The sequence below is a fragment of the Tractidigestivibacter scatoligenes genome (assembly GCF_001494635.1).
Lineage (GTDB): Bacteria > Actinomycetota > Coriobacteriia > Coriobacteriales > Atopobiaceae > Tractidigestivibacter > Tractidigestivibacter scatoligenes.
Genome location: NZ_LOJF01000009.1, coordinates 205,048 through 221,233, shown reverse-complemented (window position 1 = coordinate 221,233; position 16,186 = coordinate 205,048). Strand labels below are relative to the sequence as shown.

The window sequence follows — 16,186 nt, the reverse complement described above, 5'->3', positions numbered from 1 at the left end:
CAGACGGGAGGGATTTGCATGAGATGTCCAAATTGTGGTGCGGAGGTGCCTGCTGGCACCGCTGCCTGCCCCGCCTGTCACTATGATCTTGGCCTTACGCAGCGGATTCCTGTCACCAAGGTGGCGTGGTGTCCTTCTTGTGGAGCCCTAGTTCCACCAGACGCTCACTCGTGTCCTAAGTGCGGCGCTCCTGTCGGCGCGCCGGCTCGCTCGAGGAGCGGCCACGCCGTGAGAGATCTTGCCATCCCAACCATCGAGGGACCCGGAGACGCGGAGGGCGCAGATGCCGACGAGGGCGGTGCGGATGCCACGCGAGCCATGCCGCGCATCGAGAGCGCCATACCCTCGGAGCCTGGTCCGGAGTCTGCCACGGTGCGCCACGATCGCATGCCACGCACGCGTGTGCTCATGGTAGCTGCGGCGGCCGCCATTGCCCTTGCAGGTGGCATGGCCCTCTGGATCACGCATCCGTGGGATCCCAACCTCTACATCACCCACTCGCAGACCGACGCGGATACGTCGATGGCAGGCTACCCAGGCTATCTTTCGGCACTTACCGGCCAGGACGGGTCATCTTCTGCAACAGATACCTCGAGCGACTCCTCGACGGATGGCTCAGACTCGAGTAGCTCCACCGCTTACCAGGCAATTCTCGACGATTACAACAAGCTGGGCACCTATGCGGACCAGCTTGACCAGAGCGTGTCAGATCTGACGTCAACAGGCGTCAGCGGTACCGCTGCCGAGCGCCAGGACGGTCAGTCCACGGCAGAGCAGACCGCCATCGACATCTCAAACCTCATCGATGACATTGCCTCGCTCAACGATGGCGACGGCACGTATGCCAACGATATTGCCAACCTGACAACCTTGGGGAACTGGCTGCGCAACCGTTCCGACGCAATCTGCGAGGCGTGGGACTCCTCGGTTACGATGGCAACAGAGGAGAAGATTCTGGCACCACTCAAGAAGATTGGCTACTCCTCGGGAACCGACAACTACAAGACGCTCTTCGAGGAGAACTACGACGCATGGAAGCCCGTCGAACAGTAGGCAAGGGGCAAGCGGCCAGTCTGACGATTGCGTGCAGGCGGCCGCTTGCTGGTACTATCGTATGGATAGATGATTGCCACGACTCTGCCAGCATCGCAGGGGCGTCGTGCGCTTGGCACTTTGGAGGGGACATGGGTCTCTTTGGTTCTAAACCGCTCTACACTCCCTCGTATAAGGTACAGGGCGATGAGGTCGCTGTGTTCGACACCAGCAAGGGCACCATCGTGGTGCGGCTTGACGGTGAGGGCGCGCCCATCCACGTTGCCAACTTCTGCGAGCTTGCCGAAAAGGGCTTCTACAATGGACTCACGTTCCACCGCTACGAGCCCGGCTTTGTGATCCAGGGAGGAGACCCTGCTGGCAACGGCACGGGTGGTCCCGGGTACTGCATTCACGAGGAGTACACCACCAACCCGCACAATAGCCATGAGGATGGAGCGCTTGCCATGGCACGTGCCTCCGACCCCAACTCCGCGGGGTCCCAGTTCTACTTCTGCCTTGGCCCGCAGCACTTCCTGGACAAGGGCTACACCGTGTTCGGGCAGACCATCGAGGGCCTCGACACCATCGCCGCCCTGCGCAAGGGTGACGTCATCAACTCGATTACGATCGAGCACCGCGCGTAGCGTTTCGTCGGTGCCTAAGCGAGGGGGTCTCACGTGAATCAACAGGCATACGAGGCGGGCAAAGCCGCCTATCAGCAGGGGGACTGGCTCACTGCGGTTGACAGGCTCTCCCAGGCTAAGAATCCTGGCGAGGTCTCTGGTCCCGTCGACCACCTTGTGGGGAACTCCTACATGAAGCTCGGCCAGTATGAAGCTGCCGCTGCTGCATACGAGAGCGCCCTGCGTGACACCTCCTATGGCAAGGTGGGGCCGCTCTCTTGCAACCGTGGGCGCGCCCTTCTCGCCGCTGGCCATCCCGCAGAGGCGGTTACCGCTCTCACGCAGGCCCTTGCTGACACTTCCTACGCAACTCCGTACAAGGCCCACATGGCGCTAGGCACCGCCTACGAGCGCCTTGGTGACCCTCGCAACGCGGGCATTGCGTACAGGAATGCAGCAATCGACGAGTCCAACCCCAACCCGTCCTCTGCCCTGTGCGATCTTGGCGGCTGCTTCATGCAGCTTGGGCGTCCGGTTGACGCAGTCGAGGCCTACCGCACCGCCCTTGACTTCTCGGCACCTCTTCAGAGCCAGAACCAGGTCTACTGCGACCTCGGCCTGGCCTATGTGGCCGCCAACCGCATGTCCGAGGCAGTTGACGCATTCGATCACGCTACTGCGGACGGCACGCTGGTGCTCTCGCCCGAGGCACAGGCGTCCTACGATGCCGCCCGCAAAGCGATGGCTGCCATTGCCGGCAAGCAGCGCCCCTCCGACACCGATGCGCTCCTTGCAGCGGCCGGCTATGGCGGTGGCTACGATCCGCTCGATCCCACCGGCGCATCTGGCGAGCTCATGCCCTCGGCGGACGACACGGGCTTCTTCTCCGTGTCCGAGGAGGACCTTGTCGAGCAGGACAAGAAGGAGCGTAAGATTCGCCGCAAGCACAACCATCGCGGCCTCAAGGTCTTCATCACCATCCTCATTATCCTTGTGGTGGCGCTTTGCGCTGCTGGCTATGCCTACTACCGTGGGTATGGTTGGCCTACGCAGGAGACCGTGGTGGAGCAGCTCTTCGACGCCAAGACCTCTGGGCAAGATCTGGGCAGCTTCCTGTCCGCCTCTGTGCCCGCCTCCGAGGCCGAGACCATCGAGGCCACCGTTCCCTCTGGCGCCTCCATCAAGTCAACCCAGGTTGAGCGGAGCATGACCGAGTCAACGGTGACGGTTACGGCTGCGCTTCCCACTGGTGACACCCAGACCTACTCCATCGCTCTCGTGCGCGATGGCATATCCTGGAAGGTGACCAACGTGACGAGCGACGCGGCTACCACATCATCGACGGACGGCACCGCGTCCTCCACCTCGACCGGCACCACATCGACCTCTGCGGCAACCACGACCACTACCACCACGGGGACTGCTTCGCAGGGCTAGTAATTCGCACCATGCAACGTGCGCGCCTCTCGGGTGCGCAGACGGGATAAGGAAGCTATGTCGATCTTCGACTCACTGTTCGGCGAATATGGCGGCGACCTGGCTATCGACCTGGGCACTGCCAATACGCTCGTGGCTGTGCGTGGCCAGGGCATCGTCATTAACGAGCCCTCGGTCGTCGCCATCGACAAGAGCGAGAGTCGCGTCCTTGCCGTTGGCGCCGACGCCAAGCGCATGATTGGTCGTACGCCTGGGTCCATCATCGCCGAGAGGCCTCTCAAGGACGGCGTCATTGCCGACTTCGACGTTACCGAAGTCATGCTTCGGTACTTCATCGAGAAGGCCCGTGAGCGTCGCTACCCGTGGTCTCCGCGTCCTCGGGTGGTTGTGTGCGTCCCGTCAGGCGTTACCTCCGTCGAGAAGCGCGCGGTTTTTGAGGCGACAATCCAGGCTGGCGCACGCCAGGCATACCTCATCGAGGAGCCCATGGCTGCCGCCATTGGCGCAGACCTGCCCATCGAGGACCCAACCGGCTCGATGGTTGTCGACATTGGTGGCGGCACCACCGAGGTCGCCGTCATCTCAATGGGAGGCATAGTTGTCTCTCAGTCCATCCGCACTGCGGGTGACGAGTTTGACCAAACCATCCTCGAGCACGTGCGTGACGCATACAACCTCTCTATCGGCGAGCGCACTGCCGAAGACATCAAGATCAAGGTTGGCTCGGCGGCCCCGCTTGCGGAGGAGCTTGACGTTGAGGTCAACGGTAGAGACGTCATGAGCGGCCTTCCCAAGACGGTCCGCATTGAGAGCGAAGAGATCCGCCGCGCCCTGGATCGCCCGCTCGACGAGGTCACCAAGGCCGTCAAGGATGCGCTTGACGTGACGCCGCCCGATCTTGCCTCGGACCTCATGTTCTATGGCATTCTTCTCACTGGCGGCGGTGGCCTTCTCCGCGGTCTTGACCAGCGTCTTCGCGAGGAGACTGGCGTTCCCGTGAACGTGAGCCCCACGGCTCTCGAAAACGTCGTGACCGGCTGCGCCAAGGTCCTTGAGGCCAACGCGCTCTCCGGTGGCTTTGTCCAGAGTACGGGACAGTAGGCGTGCCGCTCGGAAGCAGCAGGGCCCCGTCCTCGGGGCTTGGGAACAACAACCAGGGCACGGGCGGGCGCGAGCTTGTCGTGTGCCTCATCATTTCGATCGTGCTCTTCACGGTAGGGGTCCGCACGGGTGACTCTGGTCCTCTGGGGGCTGTTCGTGGCGCCTTCCAGACCATAACCACGCCCGTGAGGCTCGTTGGGTCTGCCATCTCGCTGCCCTTCCAAGGCCTGGGCAACATCTTCTCCAACCTTACCGCTGACCAGGCTACGCTCTCCGAGCTTGAGGCCGAGAACGACCAGCTTCGCAGCAGGAACGCCGAGCTCGAAGAGGCGGAGCAGACGGCTACGCGCCTACAGGGGCTTCTCGACCTCCAGAATACCTATGACCTTCAGTCAACGGCTGCCCACATCATCTCCGGGTCGAGCGACTCTTGGTCATCGACGGTCACCATTGACAAGGGCACAACATCAGGGCTCTCCGTGGGCATGGCGGTGACCTCCTCTTCTGGCGTAATTGGGCAGATTGTCGAGTGTGGTGCAACGTCATCCACTGTTCTTCTTGTGACCGACGAGTCCTCGAGCATCTCCGCTATGGTCCAGTCGAGCAGGGCGCAGGGTATGCTCAATGGCTCTACGGCTGGTGAGGTTCGTCTCGACATGATTCGCACCGACCAGACCGTCGAGGTGGGCGACATCGTGGTCACAAGCGGCCTTGGCGGAGTTTTCCCCAAGGGCCTCCCGCTTGGCAAGGTGACAAGCGTCGAGAAGAACCCAGGCTCGATGTACTACACCATTGTGGTCGAGCCGTACGCTCACACGGAGAACGCCGAGGAGGTTCTCGTCATCACCTCGCTCACCGATTCCCAGGTTGCAACCTCAGAGGACGTTGCGGCTGCGGACGCGCAGGAGACGTCCTCGAGCACCACGAGCACTTCGGACACCTCGAGCACCAGCAACTCGGACTCGAGCGGGTCGAGCTCAAGTTCGAGTACGACTACCTCAGGCACGTCATCTACCTCGACATCCACCACATCGTCAACCGCCACTACAGGAAACTAGGAGGGTCGCCATGCAGGTTGCTGACAAAAACAGAGACCGTCGGGGCACCCTCATCCTTGCCATTGTGTGCGCTGTCTGCCAGCTTGCGCTTGCCCCCAACATAGGCATTGGCAACGGGCGCGCGAACTTCGCCCTTATCTTCACCGCCTGCGTTGCCTTTAACGTTGGCGGCAAAAGGGGAGTCCTTGCGGGCTTCTTTGCTGGCCTCTTCTTTGACCTTTCAACCACGGGGCCTGTTGGCCTCATGGCCGGCTGCTGTGCCGCTGCAGCCTACCTCATGGGCCAGGAGGGCAGAAACCGCATGGCGGGTGAGTTTGGCGCCACCGTTGCAGAGTTCTCTGTTGCCACGCTTGTGGTGTCGCTCATCTACCACTTTGCCATGCTTGTGGTTGGGCAGTCCTCTTCCTTGCTCGACGTACTTGTCTTGCGCACGCTTCCCACGGCGCTTCTCACCATCATTGCCTTCCTGCCGTTTGCCTGGTTCTACTCGCGCTCCACTGGAGGCGGGCCGAGCCTTTCCATGGGCGGAAGGCACCGTGGTGGCGGCTCCCACCTCAGCACCAGGGGTCTTTAGGGACGCGCCATGAGCTTTACGGTCATAATCATCATCGTCTGCGTCGCAGTTGCGGCGGCACTCGTTGCCGTTTTTCTCGTCTTTGGGCGGTCGGAGACAAACTTCAAGTTTGATATCGGCGGGAACGGCCCGAAGGCATCGGGCGGCTCGGATACGTCTGCCGAGACAACCATGCAGGGTCGTCTTGTGGGGCAGGCAGCCGTCTCGGGCGGAATCTTTGCGGTTCTTCTCGCCAAGCTCTGGTCGATGCAGCTTCTCTCGTCCGACGAGTACACGCAGCAGGCGGAGTCCAACCGCACACGTACCGTCGCGGTGCCAGCGCCTCGCGGCAGAATTCTGGACCGCAACGGCAACGAGATAGTCACTAACCGTTCGAGCCTCACGGTGCTTGCCGAGGCAGACGTTGCCAACGATGACATCGAGGTCACGCTCATAGGAAACCTCATCGGCATGCCGGCGTTGGCCGTAAAGCGCAAGGTTGAGGACTCCTCTGCCGGTGCCCAGAACCTGCGCTCTGTTGCCGTTGACGTGTCCCGTCGCGTGGTGGCCTTTCTGGGGGAGCATCCCACGGTTTTCTCTGGCGTCTCTGTCGCGCAGCGCACGCAGCGCTCTTATCCGTATGGCTCGCTTGCGGCACATGTTGTTGGCTATACGGGAACGGTAACCTCCGACCAGCTCAACTCAACCGATTCCTCTGATGAGGGAGCCGTTCACTACAGCTCGGGTGATACGGTGGGCCAGTCCGGCGTCGAGCTCCAGTACGAGAGCGTCCTCCAGGGAGTTGCAGGCGAGCAGACCGTCTACGTTGATGCCGACGGCAACGTCCTTGACTACTCCACCTATGTCGAGCCCAGGAGCGGCTCTGACGTTGTACTCACGCTTGACATTAACGTTCAGAAGGCGGCGGAGGAGTCTATCGTCAAAGTCGTTGAGTACCAACAGCAGATTGGCTATTCTGCGACCGGTGCCTGCGCCGTTGCCATCGACTGTACAAACGGCGAGGTAATCGCCATGGCGAGCTACCCCACGTACAATCCGAGCATCTTTGTCGGCGGCATCTCTACGAGCGACTGGGAATCGCTTTCGTCCGAGAATGCCCACTATCCGCTCATGAACCGCGCCATTGCCGGCCAGTACCCCTCGGGTTCCATCATCAAGGCGCTCACCACGCTCGCCGCGCTGAGCTACGGCATAGCCACGGCCAGTTCCTCCTGGTATTGCACAGGTTGGTGGACGGGCTTTGGCGAGGCCTACGGCATGAAGTGCTGGTGGACCTCAGGTCACGGGGAGATGAACCTTGTCACGGGCATCACCTACTCCTGCGACGTTGTCTTCTACGAGATTGGCAAGGGCTTTTTCTACGACCAGAACAACCCCGATGGTATGCAGGAGACTTTCAAGAAGTTTGGGCTTGGCTCGATCACCGGCATCGACCTCCCCAGCGAGGTTGAGGGGCGCGTTCCCGACGCAGACTGGAAGTGGAACTATTGGTCTAGTGCCACCGACGAGCAGCGCACCTGGCAAGGTGGCGACAACTGCAACCTTGCCATTGGCCAGGGAGACCTGCTTGTCACCTGCATGCAGATGGTCGACGCCTATGCGGGCATCGCTAACCGCGGGCCTATCTATAAGCCGCATGTGCTTAAGAGCGTCAAGAGCGCAACTGGTACTGGATCGGTAATTGACTACAGCCCCGAGGTCATCATCAACGCGGATGAGGACTCGGCTAACTTGGATATCGTGGACCAGGGCCTTTCTGGTGTCATCTACAAGGAGTCAGCAACGCAGGCTACCCACTGGACAAACCTGGACGTGGCCGTCTGCGGCAAGACGGGCACGGCGGAGCAGACGTCGGTTGGCGAGCCGGTAGGTTGGTTCATGGCCTTTGTACCAGCAGAAAACCCACAGTATGTTGTTGGCGCCAACGTTGACAGCGTCCTTTCCGGAGCCACTTCGGCTATGTATGTGGTTCGCGACATCATCGGCGCCATCTATGGGCAGCCAGATGACCAATCGCTCGATTCGTCGAACGTCGACCGATAGGGAGGAGGAAGGCTCATGGCCAACATGGCAAGGCGACAGGGGCTTCTCAACTCTGCGAGCAACCACCTCAACAAGGGCTCGTCAAGGGCCTCTTCCTCTCGGTCGGGGCGCCTTGGCAAGAGCTTGGGCGGCCTGTACTTGTCCCAGCTCATACCCGCGCTCCTGCTCGTTGTCTATGGCGTGGTCGTCATCTGGTCTGCATCGCTCACCATACCCGAGGCAAACTTTCCCCGGCATCTTTTAGGCATTGCCATGGGACTTGTGGGCGCTGTCCTTGTTTGGCGCTACGACTACCGCAACCTTCAGGGGATGACACGGACGCTCCTCATCATCGCGTGCATCCTCATGATCGCACCTAAGATTCCTGGGCTTAGCTACTCGGCGAAGGGCATCACGGGCTGGGTCAAGATTCCTGGAATAGGCATCACGTTCCAGCCATCTGAGCTTGCCAAGCTCGTGGTCATCTACCTCATGGCCGCGCTTGGTGCTCAGTACAACGGAAAGATCGAGTCGCTTCGCGACTACGTGCGCCTGTGTGCCATCCTACTCATTCCATTCGGCCTTATTCTTCTTCAGCCGGACCTTGGCACCGGTCTTGTACTTCTTGTCTTTGGCGCAACCATCATTATCTGTGCAGGAGCCAAGCGGAGCTGGGTGCTTGTGACCATTGCGCTCATTGTTGCCAGCGCCACGGCAATCATTGTGACGTCAATGCTCGATGGCTTCCCGCACCTTTTGAAGACATATCAGCTTAACCGCCTCATCGTCTTTGTAGATCCATCTGTTGACCCAACAAACAACGGGTACAACCTCCAACAGGCAAAGATCGCCGTGGGCTCTGGCGGGCTTCTTGGCAAGGGGATTGGCGGTGCCACGCAGGCGGGCAACGGCTTTCTCCCCGAGGCGCAGACCGACTTCGTCTTTGCGCTTCTCGCCGAGGAGTTTGGGTTTGTGGGTGGCGTCGTCCTGCTGGGGCTCTTTGCGTGGATGATCCTCTCGACCATATTGCTTTCCATGCGTTGCGAGTCTATGTTTGGCAAGCTTGTGTGCGTGGGGTGCGCGGCCATGTGGACGTTCCAGGTGCTTGAGGAAGTTGGCATGTGCATGGGCATCATGCCCATCACGGGCATTCCGCTGCCCTTCATTAGCTATGGTGCCACGTCGATGATTGCGCAGCTCATGGCTGTGGGGATGGTACAGTCTGTATGGAGACACCGGCAGAAGTCCGCCTAGCGGCGGCCTGTCGTAAGGAGGATTATGTCGCGCAAGATTCCATGGGGAAAGATCCTCGAGGTTGCTGGAGCGGGCAAGGACGCCCGCGAGGGCGGCTCTCAAATGGTGCGCCTCTGGGTGCGCATCTCTTCCGATGCACCTCGCGGACTTGTCCTTGCCGTCAAGGAGGCGCTTGTCGCCCGTGAGGCTTCCGGATTCGTAGACGTTAGGCCCGTTGACGCGCCGGCGCCGGATGATGTTGCACCTGACGCCGTCATCGTAGTCTGCGGTGGCCAGGTTGACGTTGAGGCCGCGCTTGCCCGCGATGCCGCCCGCCGTGGCGTGCCGGTAGCCCTTGTCGCCGAGTCGGCGGTTGAGGTTCCCGACGTTGAGCTCCCGGAGGAGGCGGCGCCGTTTCTTGAAGTTCTGGCCTGCGCCGATGCGCTCACCCTTGTTCCTCGACTTGGCACCTGGCTTGTGGATGCAACCGACAAGGGCCTGGCCCTTGCCGCAAACTTCCCCTTCTGCCGGCCGGCCGAGGTCGATGCCCTGGTGAGGCGTTGTGCAATGGAGAACGCCGCCGTTGGTGCCGTTACGCTCATTCCTGGCTCTGACATGGCCGTCATGACGGCAAACCAGGCAAAGCTCGCCCTCGACATCGCTGTTGCCTACGGGCGAGGTCTTGACCCCTCGCGTGCCCTCGAGCTTGCAGGCGTGGTGGGCGCCGGCTTTGGCTACCGAGCGCTCGCCCGTGCTGTCTCTCGACTTGTCCCCGGGCTTGGATGGGCCTTCAAAGGTGCCATGGGCTATGCCGGAACCGTTGCGACGGCCCGTGCTCTCCAGGTTCGCTTTGACTTCGAGGACGGCTCGCTTCGCCCCCACGGCGAGGAGATCTCTCGCCAGGCCCCGGCCCGTCACCTCGAGCTCCCCAAAAAGGTTGGCGACCACGCTGGTAAGAAGGGGGATTCTCACCGCGTGCGTCCACCTCGCACAGCCGCCCCCTCGTATGTGGTTCTTTGCCCCGACGGCTCCGTGGGTAGGGGTGAGTAGCAGTGCGACTAGCCCGAGAGGACCTCTTTAGGCTCATCGAGCCGCTGCTTCCGCTTGTCGAGAAGCCCTCGCGCTACCTTGACCACGAGTGGGGTGCCGTCGAAGACCAGCCCGGTCCGTTCCACGCCTGCCTCATCTATCCAGATGCGTATGAGGTTGGCCAGCCTAACCTTGGCATTTCGATTCTCTACGATGCCCTTAACGCCGCCGAAGGCATCTCGTGCGAGCGCTGCTACCTTCCGTGGCATGACATGGCAGACCTCATGCGCGAGCGCCATGTGCCGCTCCTTGCGCTTGAGTCCGCCGCTCCCGTTGCCTCCTTCGACCTTGTGGGCTTTACCCTTGCCCATGAGCTTGTGGCTACGAACATCGTTGAGACGCTTGACCTTGCCGGCATCCCCGTTCGTGCGGCAGAGCGTGCCGAAGACGATGCGATTGTCATCGCCGGCGGTCCCTCCGTGTGGAACGCGGAGCCGCTTGCCCCCATGTTCGATGCGATTCTGCTGGGCGATGGCGAGGACGCCATCGTTGAGATTGCCGCTTGCGTTCGCGATGCCAGATCTGCCGGGGCATCGCGCGAGAACATCCTCCTTGCGCTTTCGCGCATCCAGGGGGTCTACGTGCCCTCGCTCTACGATGTGGTTGTTGATGACACCTCGACGCGCTGGGGCTATGCCGTGCCCAAGGCCGGTACCGGCGCGCCGGAGGTTGTGCTCAAGCGCTGCGTTGCAGACTTTGCGTCCACTCCGGCCTGCGCAGAGCACATTGTGCCCTACATGAGCATCGTCCAGGACCGCCTTGCCATCGAGGTACTGCGGGGCTGTGCGCGCGGGTGCCGCTTCTGCCAGGCGGGTATGACCTATCGTCCCGTGCGAGAGCGTCCCATGGACCAGGTGGTGGAGGCAAGCGAGCGAGGCCTTGCCGAGACGGGCTATGACGAGCTATCCCTCACGTCACTCTCGACCACAGACCACTCCCAGTGCGCTCCCATGTTGAACGAGCTCGACGCGCGTCTCTCAGGCCGTGGCATCCGCGTCTCGATTCCCTCTCAGCGCCTCGACTCGTTTGGCGTTGACATGGCGAACGCGGCCTCTGGCTCCAAGCGCGGCGGCCTCACCTTTGCCCCCGAGGCGGGCACCCAGCGCCTGCGCGATGTCATCAACAAGAACGTGACCGAGGAGGACCTCGAGCGCGCTGCGAGAAACGCCTTCGAGCACGGCTGGCGCCGCGTCAAGCTCTACTTCATGATGGGCCTTCCCACCGAGACCGACGATGACATCCTGGCAATACCCGCCGCTACGCATCGTGTCCTCGAGATAGGCCGCGAGGTCGTGGGGCGTGGCAAGAAGAGCAAGGTGCAAGTCTCTGCCTCTGTTGCCGTCTTTGTGCCCAAGGCGTACACCCCCTTCCAGTGGGCGGGGCAGCTCGAAGTGGGGGAGGTGGAGCGCCGCGCCAGACTGCTACTGGGCGCCAACACCGACCGTGACGTGAAGATCTCCTATCATGACCCCAGGACCTCGCTCGTGGAGGGAGCTCTCTCCAAGATGGGACGCGCGGGCTTTGACCTGGTGCTTGCCGCCTGGCGCCGTGGATGCCGCTTTGACGCGTGGACGAGCGAGTTCAACTACGACGCCTGGGAGGCTGCCGCGCAAGAGCTTGGCTACGACCTGCCATCCATTGCATCCGAGGGCTTTCCGCTTGACACGAGGCTCCCGTGGGACCACACCTCTCCTGGCGTCTCCAAGGGCTTCCTCCAGCGAGAGTGGCGACGTGCCGCCCAGGGCGTCACCACACCGGATTGCACACGCGACTCCTGTGTGGGCTGTGGCGTGTGTCCCACGCTGGGCGTTGACAACGTGGTTTGGGGTGAGCGTGCATGATTAACACCGCCGCCATCACCAACAGCAAGCTCAACCAGTACCGGCTTCGCGTGCGCTACTGCAAGGACGGTAGGCTCGCGCACCTGGGGCACCTCGAGGTCATCAACACCATCAACCGCAGTGTTCGTCGCTCGCAGCTTCCCTTTGCGGTTGGCAACGGCTTTGCGCGTCGCATGCGCCTGCAGTTCTCGCAGGCACTTCCCGTGGGGGCAGCGTCGTTGGGGGAGTATTTCGATCTCTTCCTTACCGAGGAGATGGACCCCAAAGCTGCGCTCGACCGGCTTGCTACGTCGAGTCCAACGCTTTTGGCACCAATGGCAGCTGGCTATGTGCCCTACGGCCTGCCCGCCCTCGAAGCGTGGCTCACGCGCTCCACGTGGAGCGTAAACGTGATCGACGAAACTAGCGTGGAGACGCTTGCTCGGGGCATCGATGCCGTGCGCGCACAGGGAAGCCTTACGTACCTGCGCGGCGAGAAGGAAAAGCACGTGGACCTTGGGCGCACGCTTGTCTCTTGCGAGATGCGTCCCAGTGGCAACGGCTTTCTTCTCGACTGCTGCTCCACCGAGGAGGGCTCCCTCAGGCCGACAGTTCTCATCGCCGCTGCCGCTCGGGAGGAGGGACTTGCCATGCCGGCACTTTCTGTGTGCAGGGTCGCCCAGTGGCACGAGGATGAAGATGGGAGTCTTGTGGAGCCAATGTAGCGGGTCTCACCTTAGGCTCCTAGCAGGCTAGACTTATCAAGGTTGTGCGGAAAAGCGTCAGGCCTCGGTCACCCGATTCAGTTTCCCTTGCGGCACCGCAGGTCAAGACGATTTTTCGTTGACGGTTTTCCGTGTGGCTAGTAAGATTACTTACTGTTGCACTCACGCCAGCAATGAAGGGTTACACACATGTACGCAATCGTAGCAACTGGTGGCAAGCAGTATAAGGTTGCCAAGGGCGACGTCCTCGACGTCGAGAAGCTCGACGCGCAGCCTGGCGATTCGGTCCAGCTCGACGTTCTCCTCCTGAACGACGGCGAGAAGACCATCGTTGACCCTGCCGCCCTCGAGGACAAGAAGGTCACCGCCGAGGTCGTCGACCAGCACAAGGGCGAGAAGGTCCTCGTCTTCAAGTTCAAGAAGCGTAAGCGCTACCACCGCACCAAGGGTCACCGCCAGAACCTCACCAAGCTGAGGATTTCTGAGCTCCCCACCGCGTAGCCTCACTCACTCCGTCCACTTCAGATAGGCAGGTAGCACTATGGCACACAAGAAAGGCCTCGGCTCGTCTCGCAACGGCCGCGACTCCCACGCGCAGCGTCTTGGCGTGAAGATTTACGGCGGTCAGGCCATCAAGACCGGCCAGATCATCGTTCGTCAGCGTGGCACCCACATCACCCCCGGCGAGAACGTTGGCCGCGGCAAGGATGACACCCTGTTCGCACTCGCTGACGGCGTCGTGCAGTTCAAGAAGGGCACGAAGCACGTCGTCAACGTCGTTACTGAGTAACGACGTACGTCATACGTTTTAGGTGGGCCCTGCTTCGGCAGGGCCCGTTTCATATCGCGCCATGCGCACGTCCCCTGTGAGTTGCCGTACCATCAGGGGCAACCAAGGAGGAAACCATGGTCACATTCACAGACCTGTCTCATATCAATGTAAAGGGTGGCGACGGCGGTGCGGGATGCATGTCGTTCCGCCGCGAGGCCTATGTCCCCAAGGGAGGCCCGGACGGCGGCGACGGCGGCCATGGCGGCGACGTGATTGTCGAGGCAGACCCGCAGCTCTCATCCCTTATCGACTACCGCTACAAGCATCACTTCAAGGCCGAACGCGGAACCCACGGCCAGGGAAAGCGTATGCACGGCAAGGACGGTGCGGACCTAGTTCTTCGCGTTCCGCTGGGGACCGTGGTTCGCGAGCTTGATCCGGCAACGCAGAAGCCCGTCTACCAGATTGCCGACCTCACCCGCCCCGGCGAGCGTGTGGTTGTTGCCCCCGGTGGTATGGGCGGCCTTGGCAACACGCACTTTGTGACCTCTGTGCGCCGTGCGCCTGCGTTTGCCGAGAAGGGCGAGCCGGCCCAGGAGCACTGGATTGAGCTCGAGATGAAGCTTATGGCTGACGCCGCTCTCGTGGGCATGCCGTCGGTGGGGAAGAGCTCCATCATCGCGCGAATCTCGGCGGCACGCCCCAAGATCGCCGAGTATCCCTTCACCACGCTCGTCCCCAACCTGGGCGTGGCTCGCGCTCGTGACGGTCGCTCCTTTGTCTGCGCCGACGTCCCTGGCCTCATCGAGGGCGCCTCCGAGGGAAAGGGCCTGGGCCACGAGTTCCTGCGCCACATCGAGCGCACGGCACTCATCCTGCATGTGGTTGACGTAACAGGTGGCTTCGAGGGCAGAGATGCCGTCGAGGACTATCGCACCATCAACGCAGAGCTTGCGGCCTATGCCTCCGAGCTTGCCGAGCGGCCCCAGATCGTGGTTGCCAACAAGTGTGACATGCCTGGTACCGAGGATGCCGTCAAGGCGCTCCGTGAGGCCGCCGAGGCAGACGGGCACACGTTCCACGCCATCTCGGCCGTCACAGGTGATGGCATCGACGCCCTGGTAAGCGACACGGCAGACGCAGTGGCCAAGCTCCGCGCCGAGGCGCCTGCACCGACGGGCGAGGCGGACGAGGCCTCTGCACAGTGGGAGCGTCGCCGCCAGCAGCGCGACCGCACGATGTCGATCAAGCGCGAGGGCGCACACGTGTGGCGTGTGAGCGGCGCGGCCATCGAGCGCATGGTCATCCAGACCGACTGGGACAATGACGAAGCCGTGGCGTACCTGCAGCACCGATTTGACCGATCGGGCCTAGACGACCGCCTTGAGAAGGCCGGCTGCGTCCCCGGAGATGAGGTGCGCATCCTCGAGCTAGCCTTCACCTACGAGGGGGAGCCTAGCGAGGACGACTACGCAGAGCTTGCCGAGGACGAGCCGGATGTGCGTGACGACGGGGGCGAGGAGTAATGGCCAAGGCCCCTTCGCTTATCGTTGCCAAGGTTGGCTCGTCCACCCTCGTGGACGAGCATGGCGCGCTCGATCGCGCCTTCATTCGCTCGCTCTGCGACCAGGTGGTCGAGCTTGCGCACGAGGGCACGCACGTTGTTCTCGTCTCGTCTGGTGCCGCCGCCGCTGGGTGCGACGAGCTGGGGCTTTCCGAGCGCCCATCGGACATCATGACGCTCCAGGCGTGTGCAGCCGCGGGCCAGGCAAAGCTCACCGAGGCGTACGCCGATGTCCTTGCCGAGCGCGGCATCCCCTGCGGGCAGGTCCTGCTCACGCGCCGCGATGTCGTCGACCGCGAGGCGTACCTCAACGCGCGTAACACCCTGATGCGCCTCCTCGAGCTTGGGGCCATGCCGGTGGTTAACGAGAACGACACCGTCTCGGTTGCGGAGTTCGCCTTTGGCGACAACGATATGCTCGGCGCCATTGTGGCGGGGCTCGTCTCAGCAGACCTCTATGTGATTCTCTCGGACGTGGATGGGCTCTACACGGCAAACCCGCAGACAGACCCCACCGCCAAGCTCATCGATCGCGTGAGCGAGATAGACGGAAGGGTCTCTTCCATGGCGGGAGGAGCGGGTACCAGCTACGGTACGGGCGGCATGGCATCGAAGGTGCGGGCTGCCCGCGCCATGCTCGCCGCAGGCATTCCCACGGTCATCTGTCGCGGCAGGCGCGAGCGTGCGCTCGTGGACGTTGCCCATGGCGTGAAGGTTGGCACGCGTTTCGAGGCAAGCGCAAAGGAGACCCCGCACGAGCTGGGTCGCAAGCTCTGGATTGGCCTTGCTGAAGTTGTTCGCGGAACGCTCGTTGTAGATGACGGTGCGGCGCGTGCCGTCACCGAACGTGGCGCTTCGGTGCTTCCCGTTGGCGTTGTGGAGACCCGCGGCACCTACGTCGCTGGAGACGTGGTGGACGTCCGTGACCTTTCCGGAACGCTCTTGGGAAGGGGAGCAGTTCGCTACTCCTCGGAGGACATGTCACGTGTGCGTGGTCTTAAGCTGGACGTAATCGCCCGCTTCCTGGGCGAGGATGCGGCACAGCCCGCCATACACCGTGATGAGTTGTTGGTCTTCTAGCTGGTTACGGGTTGTCACAAACTAACCGTGGGCTGCTAGGATAGGCGTACTTG

General features: G+C 62.0%; 15 protein-coding genes and 1 pseudogene. All 16 read left to right on the top strand.

Annotation, left to right across the window (positions count from 1 at the left end; all coding sequences use genetic code 11):
• Positions 1–18 precede the first annotated feature (18 nt).
• Positions 19–189, top strand: a pseudogene (locus tag AUL39_RS11630) (zinc-ribbon domain-containing protein); the annotation flags it as partial.
• A gap of 39 nt (positions 190–228) precedes the next feature.
• Complete coding sequence (locus AUL39_RS05535; protein ID WP_059054512.1) at positions 229–1,053, top strand: hypothetical protein; 825 nt, start codon at positions 229–231, stop codon at positions 1,051–1,053.
• Between the two features lie 131 nt (positions 1,054–1,184).
• Positions 1,185–1,679, top strand: a complete 495-nt coding sequence (locus tag AUL39_RS05530; protein ID WP_059054510.1) for a peptidylprolyl isomerase — start codon at positions 1,185–1,187, stop codon at positions 1,677–1,679.
• 33 nt (positions 1,680–1,712) lie between these two features.
• Complete coding sequence (locus AUL39_RS05525) at positions 1,713–3,095, top strand: tetratricopeptide repeat protein (protein WP_059054508.1); 1,383 nt, start codon at positions 1,713–1,715, stop codon at positions 3,093–3,095.
• 57 nt (positions 3,096–3,152) lie between these two features.
• Positions 3,153–4,196 carry a rod shape-determining protein gene (gene mreB / locus AUL39_RS05520; protein WP_032111833.1) on the top strand — a complete coding sequence of 348 codons (1,044 nt, stop codon included), beginning with the start codon at positions 3,153–3,155 and terminating at the stop codon, positions 4,194–4,196.
• A 2-nt stretch (positions 4,197–4,198) separates the two neighbouring features.
• A complete protein-coding gene (gene mreC, locus AUL39_RS05515; protein ID WP_059054506.1) occupies positions 4,199–5,254 on the top strand; it encodes a rod shape-determining protein MreC in 1,056 nt (351 codons plus the stop codon).
• 10 nt (positions 5,255–5,264) lie between these two features.
• A complete protein-coding gene (gene mreD, locus AUL39_RS05510) occupies positions 5,265–5,828 on the top strand; it encodes a rod shape-determining protein MreD (protein WP_059054504.1) in 564 nt (187 codons plus the stop codon).
• Between the two features lie 9 nt (positions 5,829–5,837).
• Complete coding sequence (mrdA, locus tag AUL39_RS05505) at positions 5,838–7,871, top strand: penicillin-binding protein 2 (protein WP_059054502.1); 2,034 nt, start codon at positions 5,838–5,840, stop codon at positions 7,869–7,871.
• Positions 7,872–7,886: 15 nt separating this feature from the next.
• Positions 7,887–9,104 carry an FtsW/RodA/SpoVE family cell cycle protein gene (locus tag AUL39_RS05500; RefSeq protein ID WP_082667264.1) on the top strand — a complete coding sequence of 406 codons (1,218 nt, stop codon included), beginning with the start codon at positions 7,887–7,889 and terminating at the stop codon, positions 9,102–9,104.
• 24 nt (positions 9,105–9,128) lie between these two features.
• Positions 9,129–10,133, top strand: coding sequence for a DUF697 domain-containing protein (locus tag AUL39_RS05495; protein ID WP_059054500.1), 1,005 nt, complete (start codon positions 9,129–9,131; stop codon positions 10,131–10,133).
• A gap of 2 nt (positions 10,134–10,135) precedes the next feature.
• Entirely contained in the window at positions 10,136–12,013 is a 1,878-nt protein-coding gene (locus AUL39_RS05490) for a TIGR03960 family B12-binding radical SAM protein (protein ID WP_059054497.1), read from the top strand.
• Positions 12,010–12,717 carry a TIGR03936 family radical SAM-associated protein gene (locus AUL39_RS05485; RefSeq protein WP_059054495.1) on the top strand — a complete coding sequence of 236 codons (708 nt, stop codon included), beginning with the start codon at positions 12,010–12,012 and terminating at the stop codon, positions 12,715–12,717. The genes AUL39_RS05490 and AUL39_RS05485 overlap by 4 nt, the downstream gene beginning before the upstream one ends.
• Positions 12,718–12,906: 189 nt before the next feature.
• Complete coding sequence (gene rplU / locus AUL39_RS05480) at positions 12,907–13,218, top strand: 50S ribosomal protein L21 (RefSeq protein ID WP_042089376.1); 312 nt, start codon at positions 12,907–12,909, stop codon at positions 13,216–13,218.
• 40 nt (positions 13,219–13,258) lie between these two features.
• On the top strand, positions 13,259–13,507 hold the full coding sequence (gene rpmA / locus AUL39_RS05475) for a 50S ribosomal protein L27 (protein ID WP_059054493.1): 249 nt from the start codon (positions 13,259–13,261) through the stop codon (positions 13,505–13,507).
• A gap of 116 nt (positions 13,508–13,623) precedes the next feature.
• Positions 13,624–15,015: a GTPase ObgE gene (gene obgE / locus AUL39_RS05470; RefSeq protein ID WP_059054490.1), complete on the top strand. Its 1,392-nt coding sequence runs from the start codon at positions 13,624–13,626 to the stop codon at positions 15,013–15,015.
• On the top strand, positions 15,015–16,133 hold the full coding sequence (gene proB / locus AUL39_RS05465; RefSeq protein WP_059054488.1) for a glutamate 5-kinase: 1,119 nt from the start codon (positions 15,015–15,017) through the stop codon (positions 16,131–16,133). The genes obgE and proB overlap by 1 nt, the downstream gene beginning before the upstream one ends.
• Positions 16,134–16,186: the final 53 nt, after the last annotated feature.

Excerpts from the sequence above, each read along its gene's own strand:
- AUL39_RS05530 (WP_059054510.1), top strand. The coding sequence starts at position 1,185 with ATGGGTCTCTTTGGTTCTAAACCGCTCTACACTCCCTCGTATAAGGTA.
- mreB (WP_032111833.1), top strand. The coding sequence starts at position 3,153 with ATGTCGATCTTCGACTCACTGTTCGGCGAATATGGCGGCGACCTGGCT.
- mreD (WP_059054504.1), top strand. The coding sequence starts at position 5,265 with ATGCAGGTTGCTGACAAAAACAGAGACCGTCGGGGCACCCTCATCCTT.
- mrdA (WP_059054502.1), top strand. The coding sequence starts at position 5,838 with ATGAGCTTTACGGTCATAATCATCATCGTCTGCGTCGCAGTTGCGGCG.
- AUL39_RS05500 (WP_082667264.1), top strand. The coding sequence starts at position 7,887 with ATGGCCAACATGGCAAGGCGACAGGGGCTTCTCAACTCTGCGAGCAAC.
- AUL39_RS05495 (WP_059054500.1), top strand. The coding sequence starts at position 9,129 with ATGTCGCGCAAGATTCCATGGGGAAAGATCCTCGAGGTTGCTGGAGCG.
- AUL39_RS05485 (WP_059054495.1), top strand. The coding sequence starts at position 12,010 with ATGATTAACACCGCCGCCATCACCAACAGCAAGCTCAACCAGTACCGG.
- rplU (WP_042089376.1), top strand. The coding sequence starts at position 12,907 with ATGTACGCAATCGTAGCAACTGGTGGCAAGCAGTATAAGGTTGCCAAG.
- rpmA (WP_059054493.1), top strand. The coding sequence starts at position 13,259 with ATGGCACACAAGAAAGGCCTCGGCTCGTCTCGCAACGGCCGCGACTCC.
- obgE (WP_059054490.1), top strand. The coding sequence starts at position 13,624 with ATGGTCACATTCACAGACCTGTCTCATATCAATGTAAAGGGTGGCGAC.
- proB (WP_059054488.1), top strand. The coding sequence starts at position 15,015 with ATGGCCAAGGCCCCTTCGCTTATCGTTGCCAAGGTTGGCTCGTCCACC.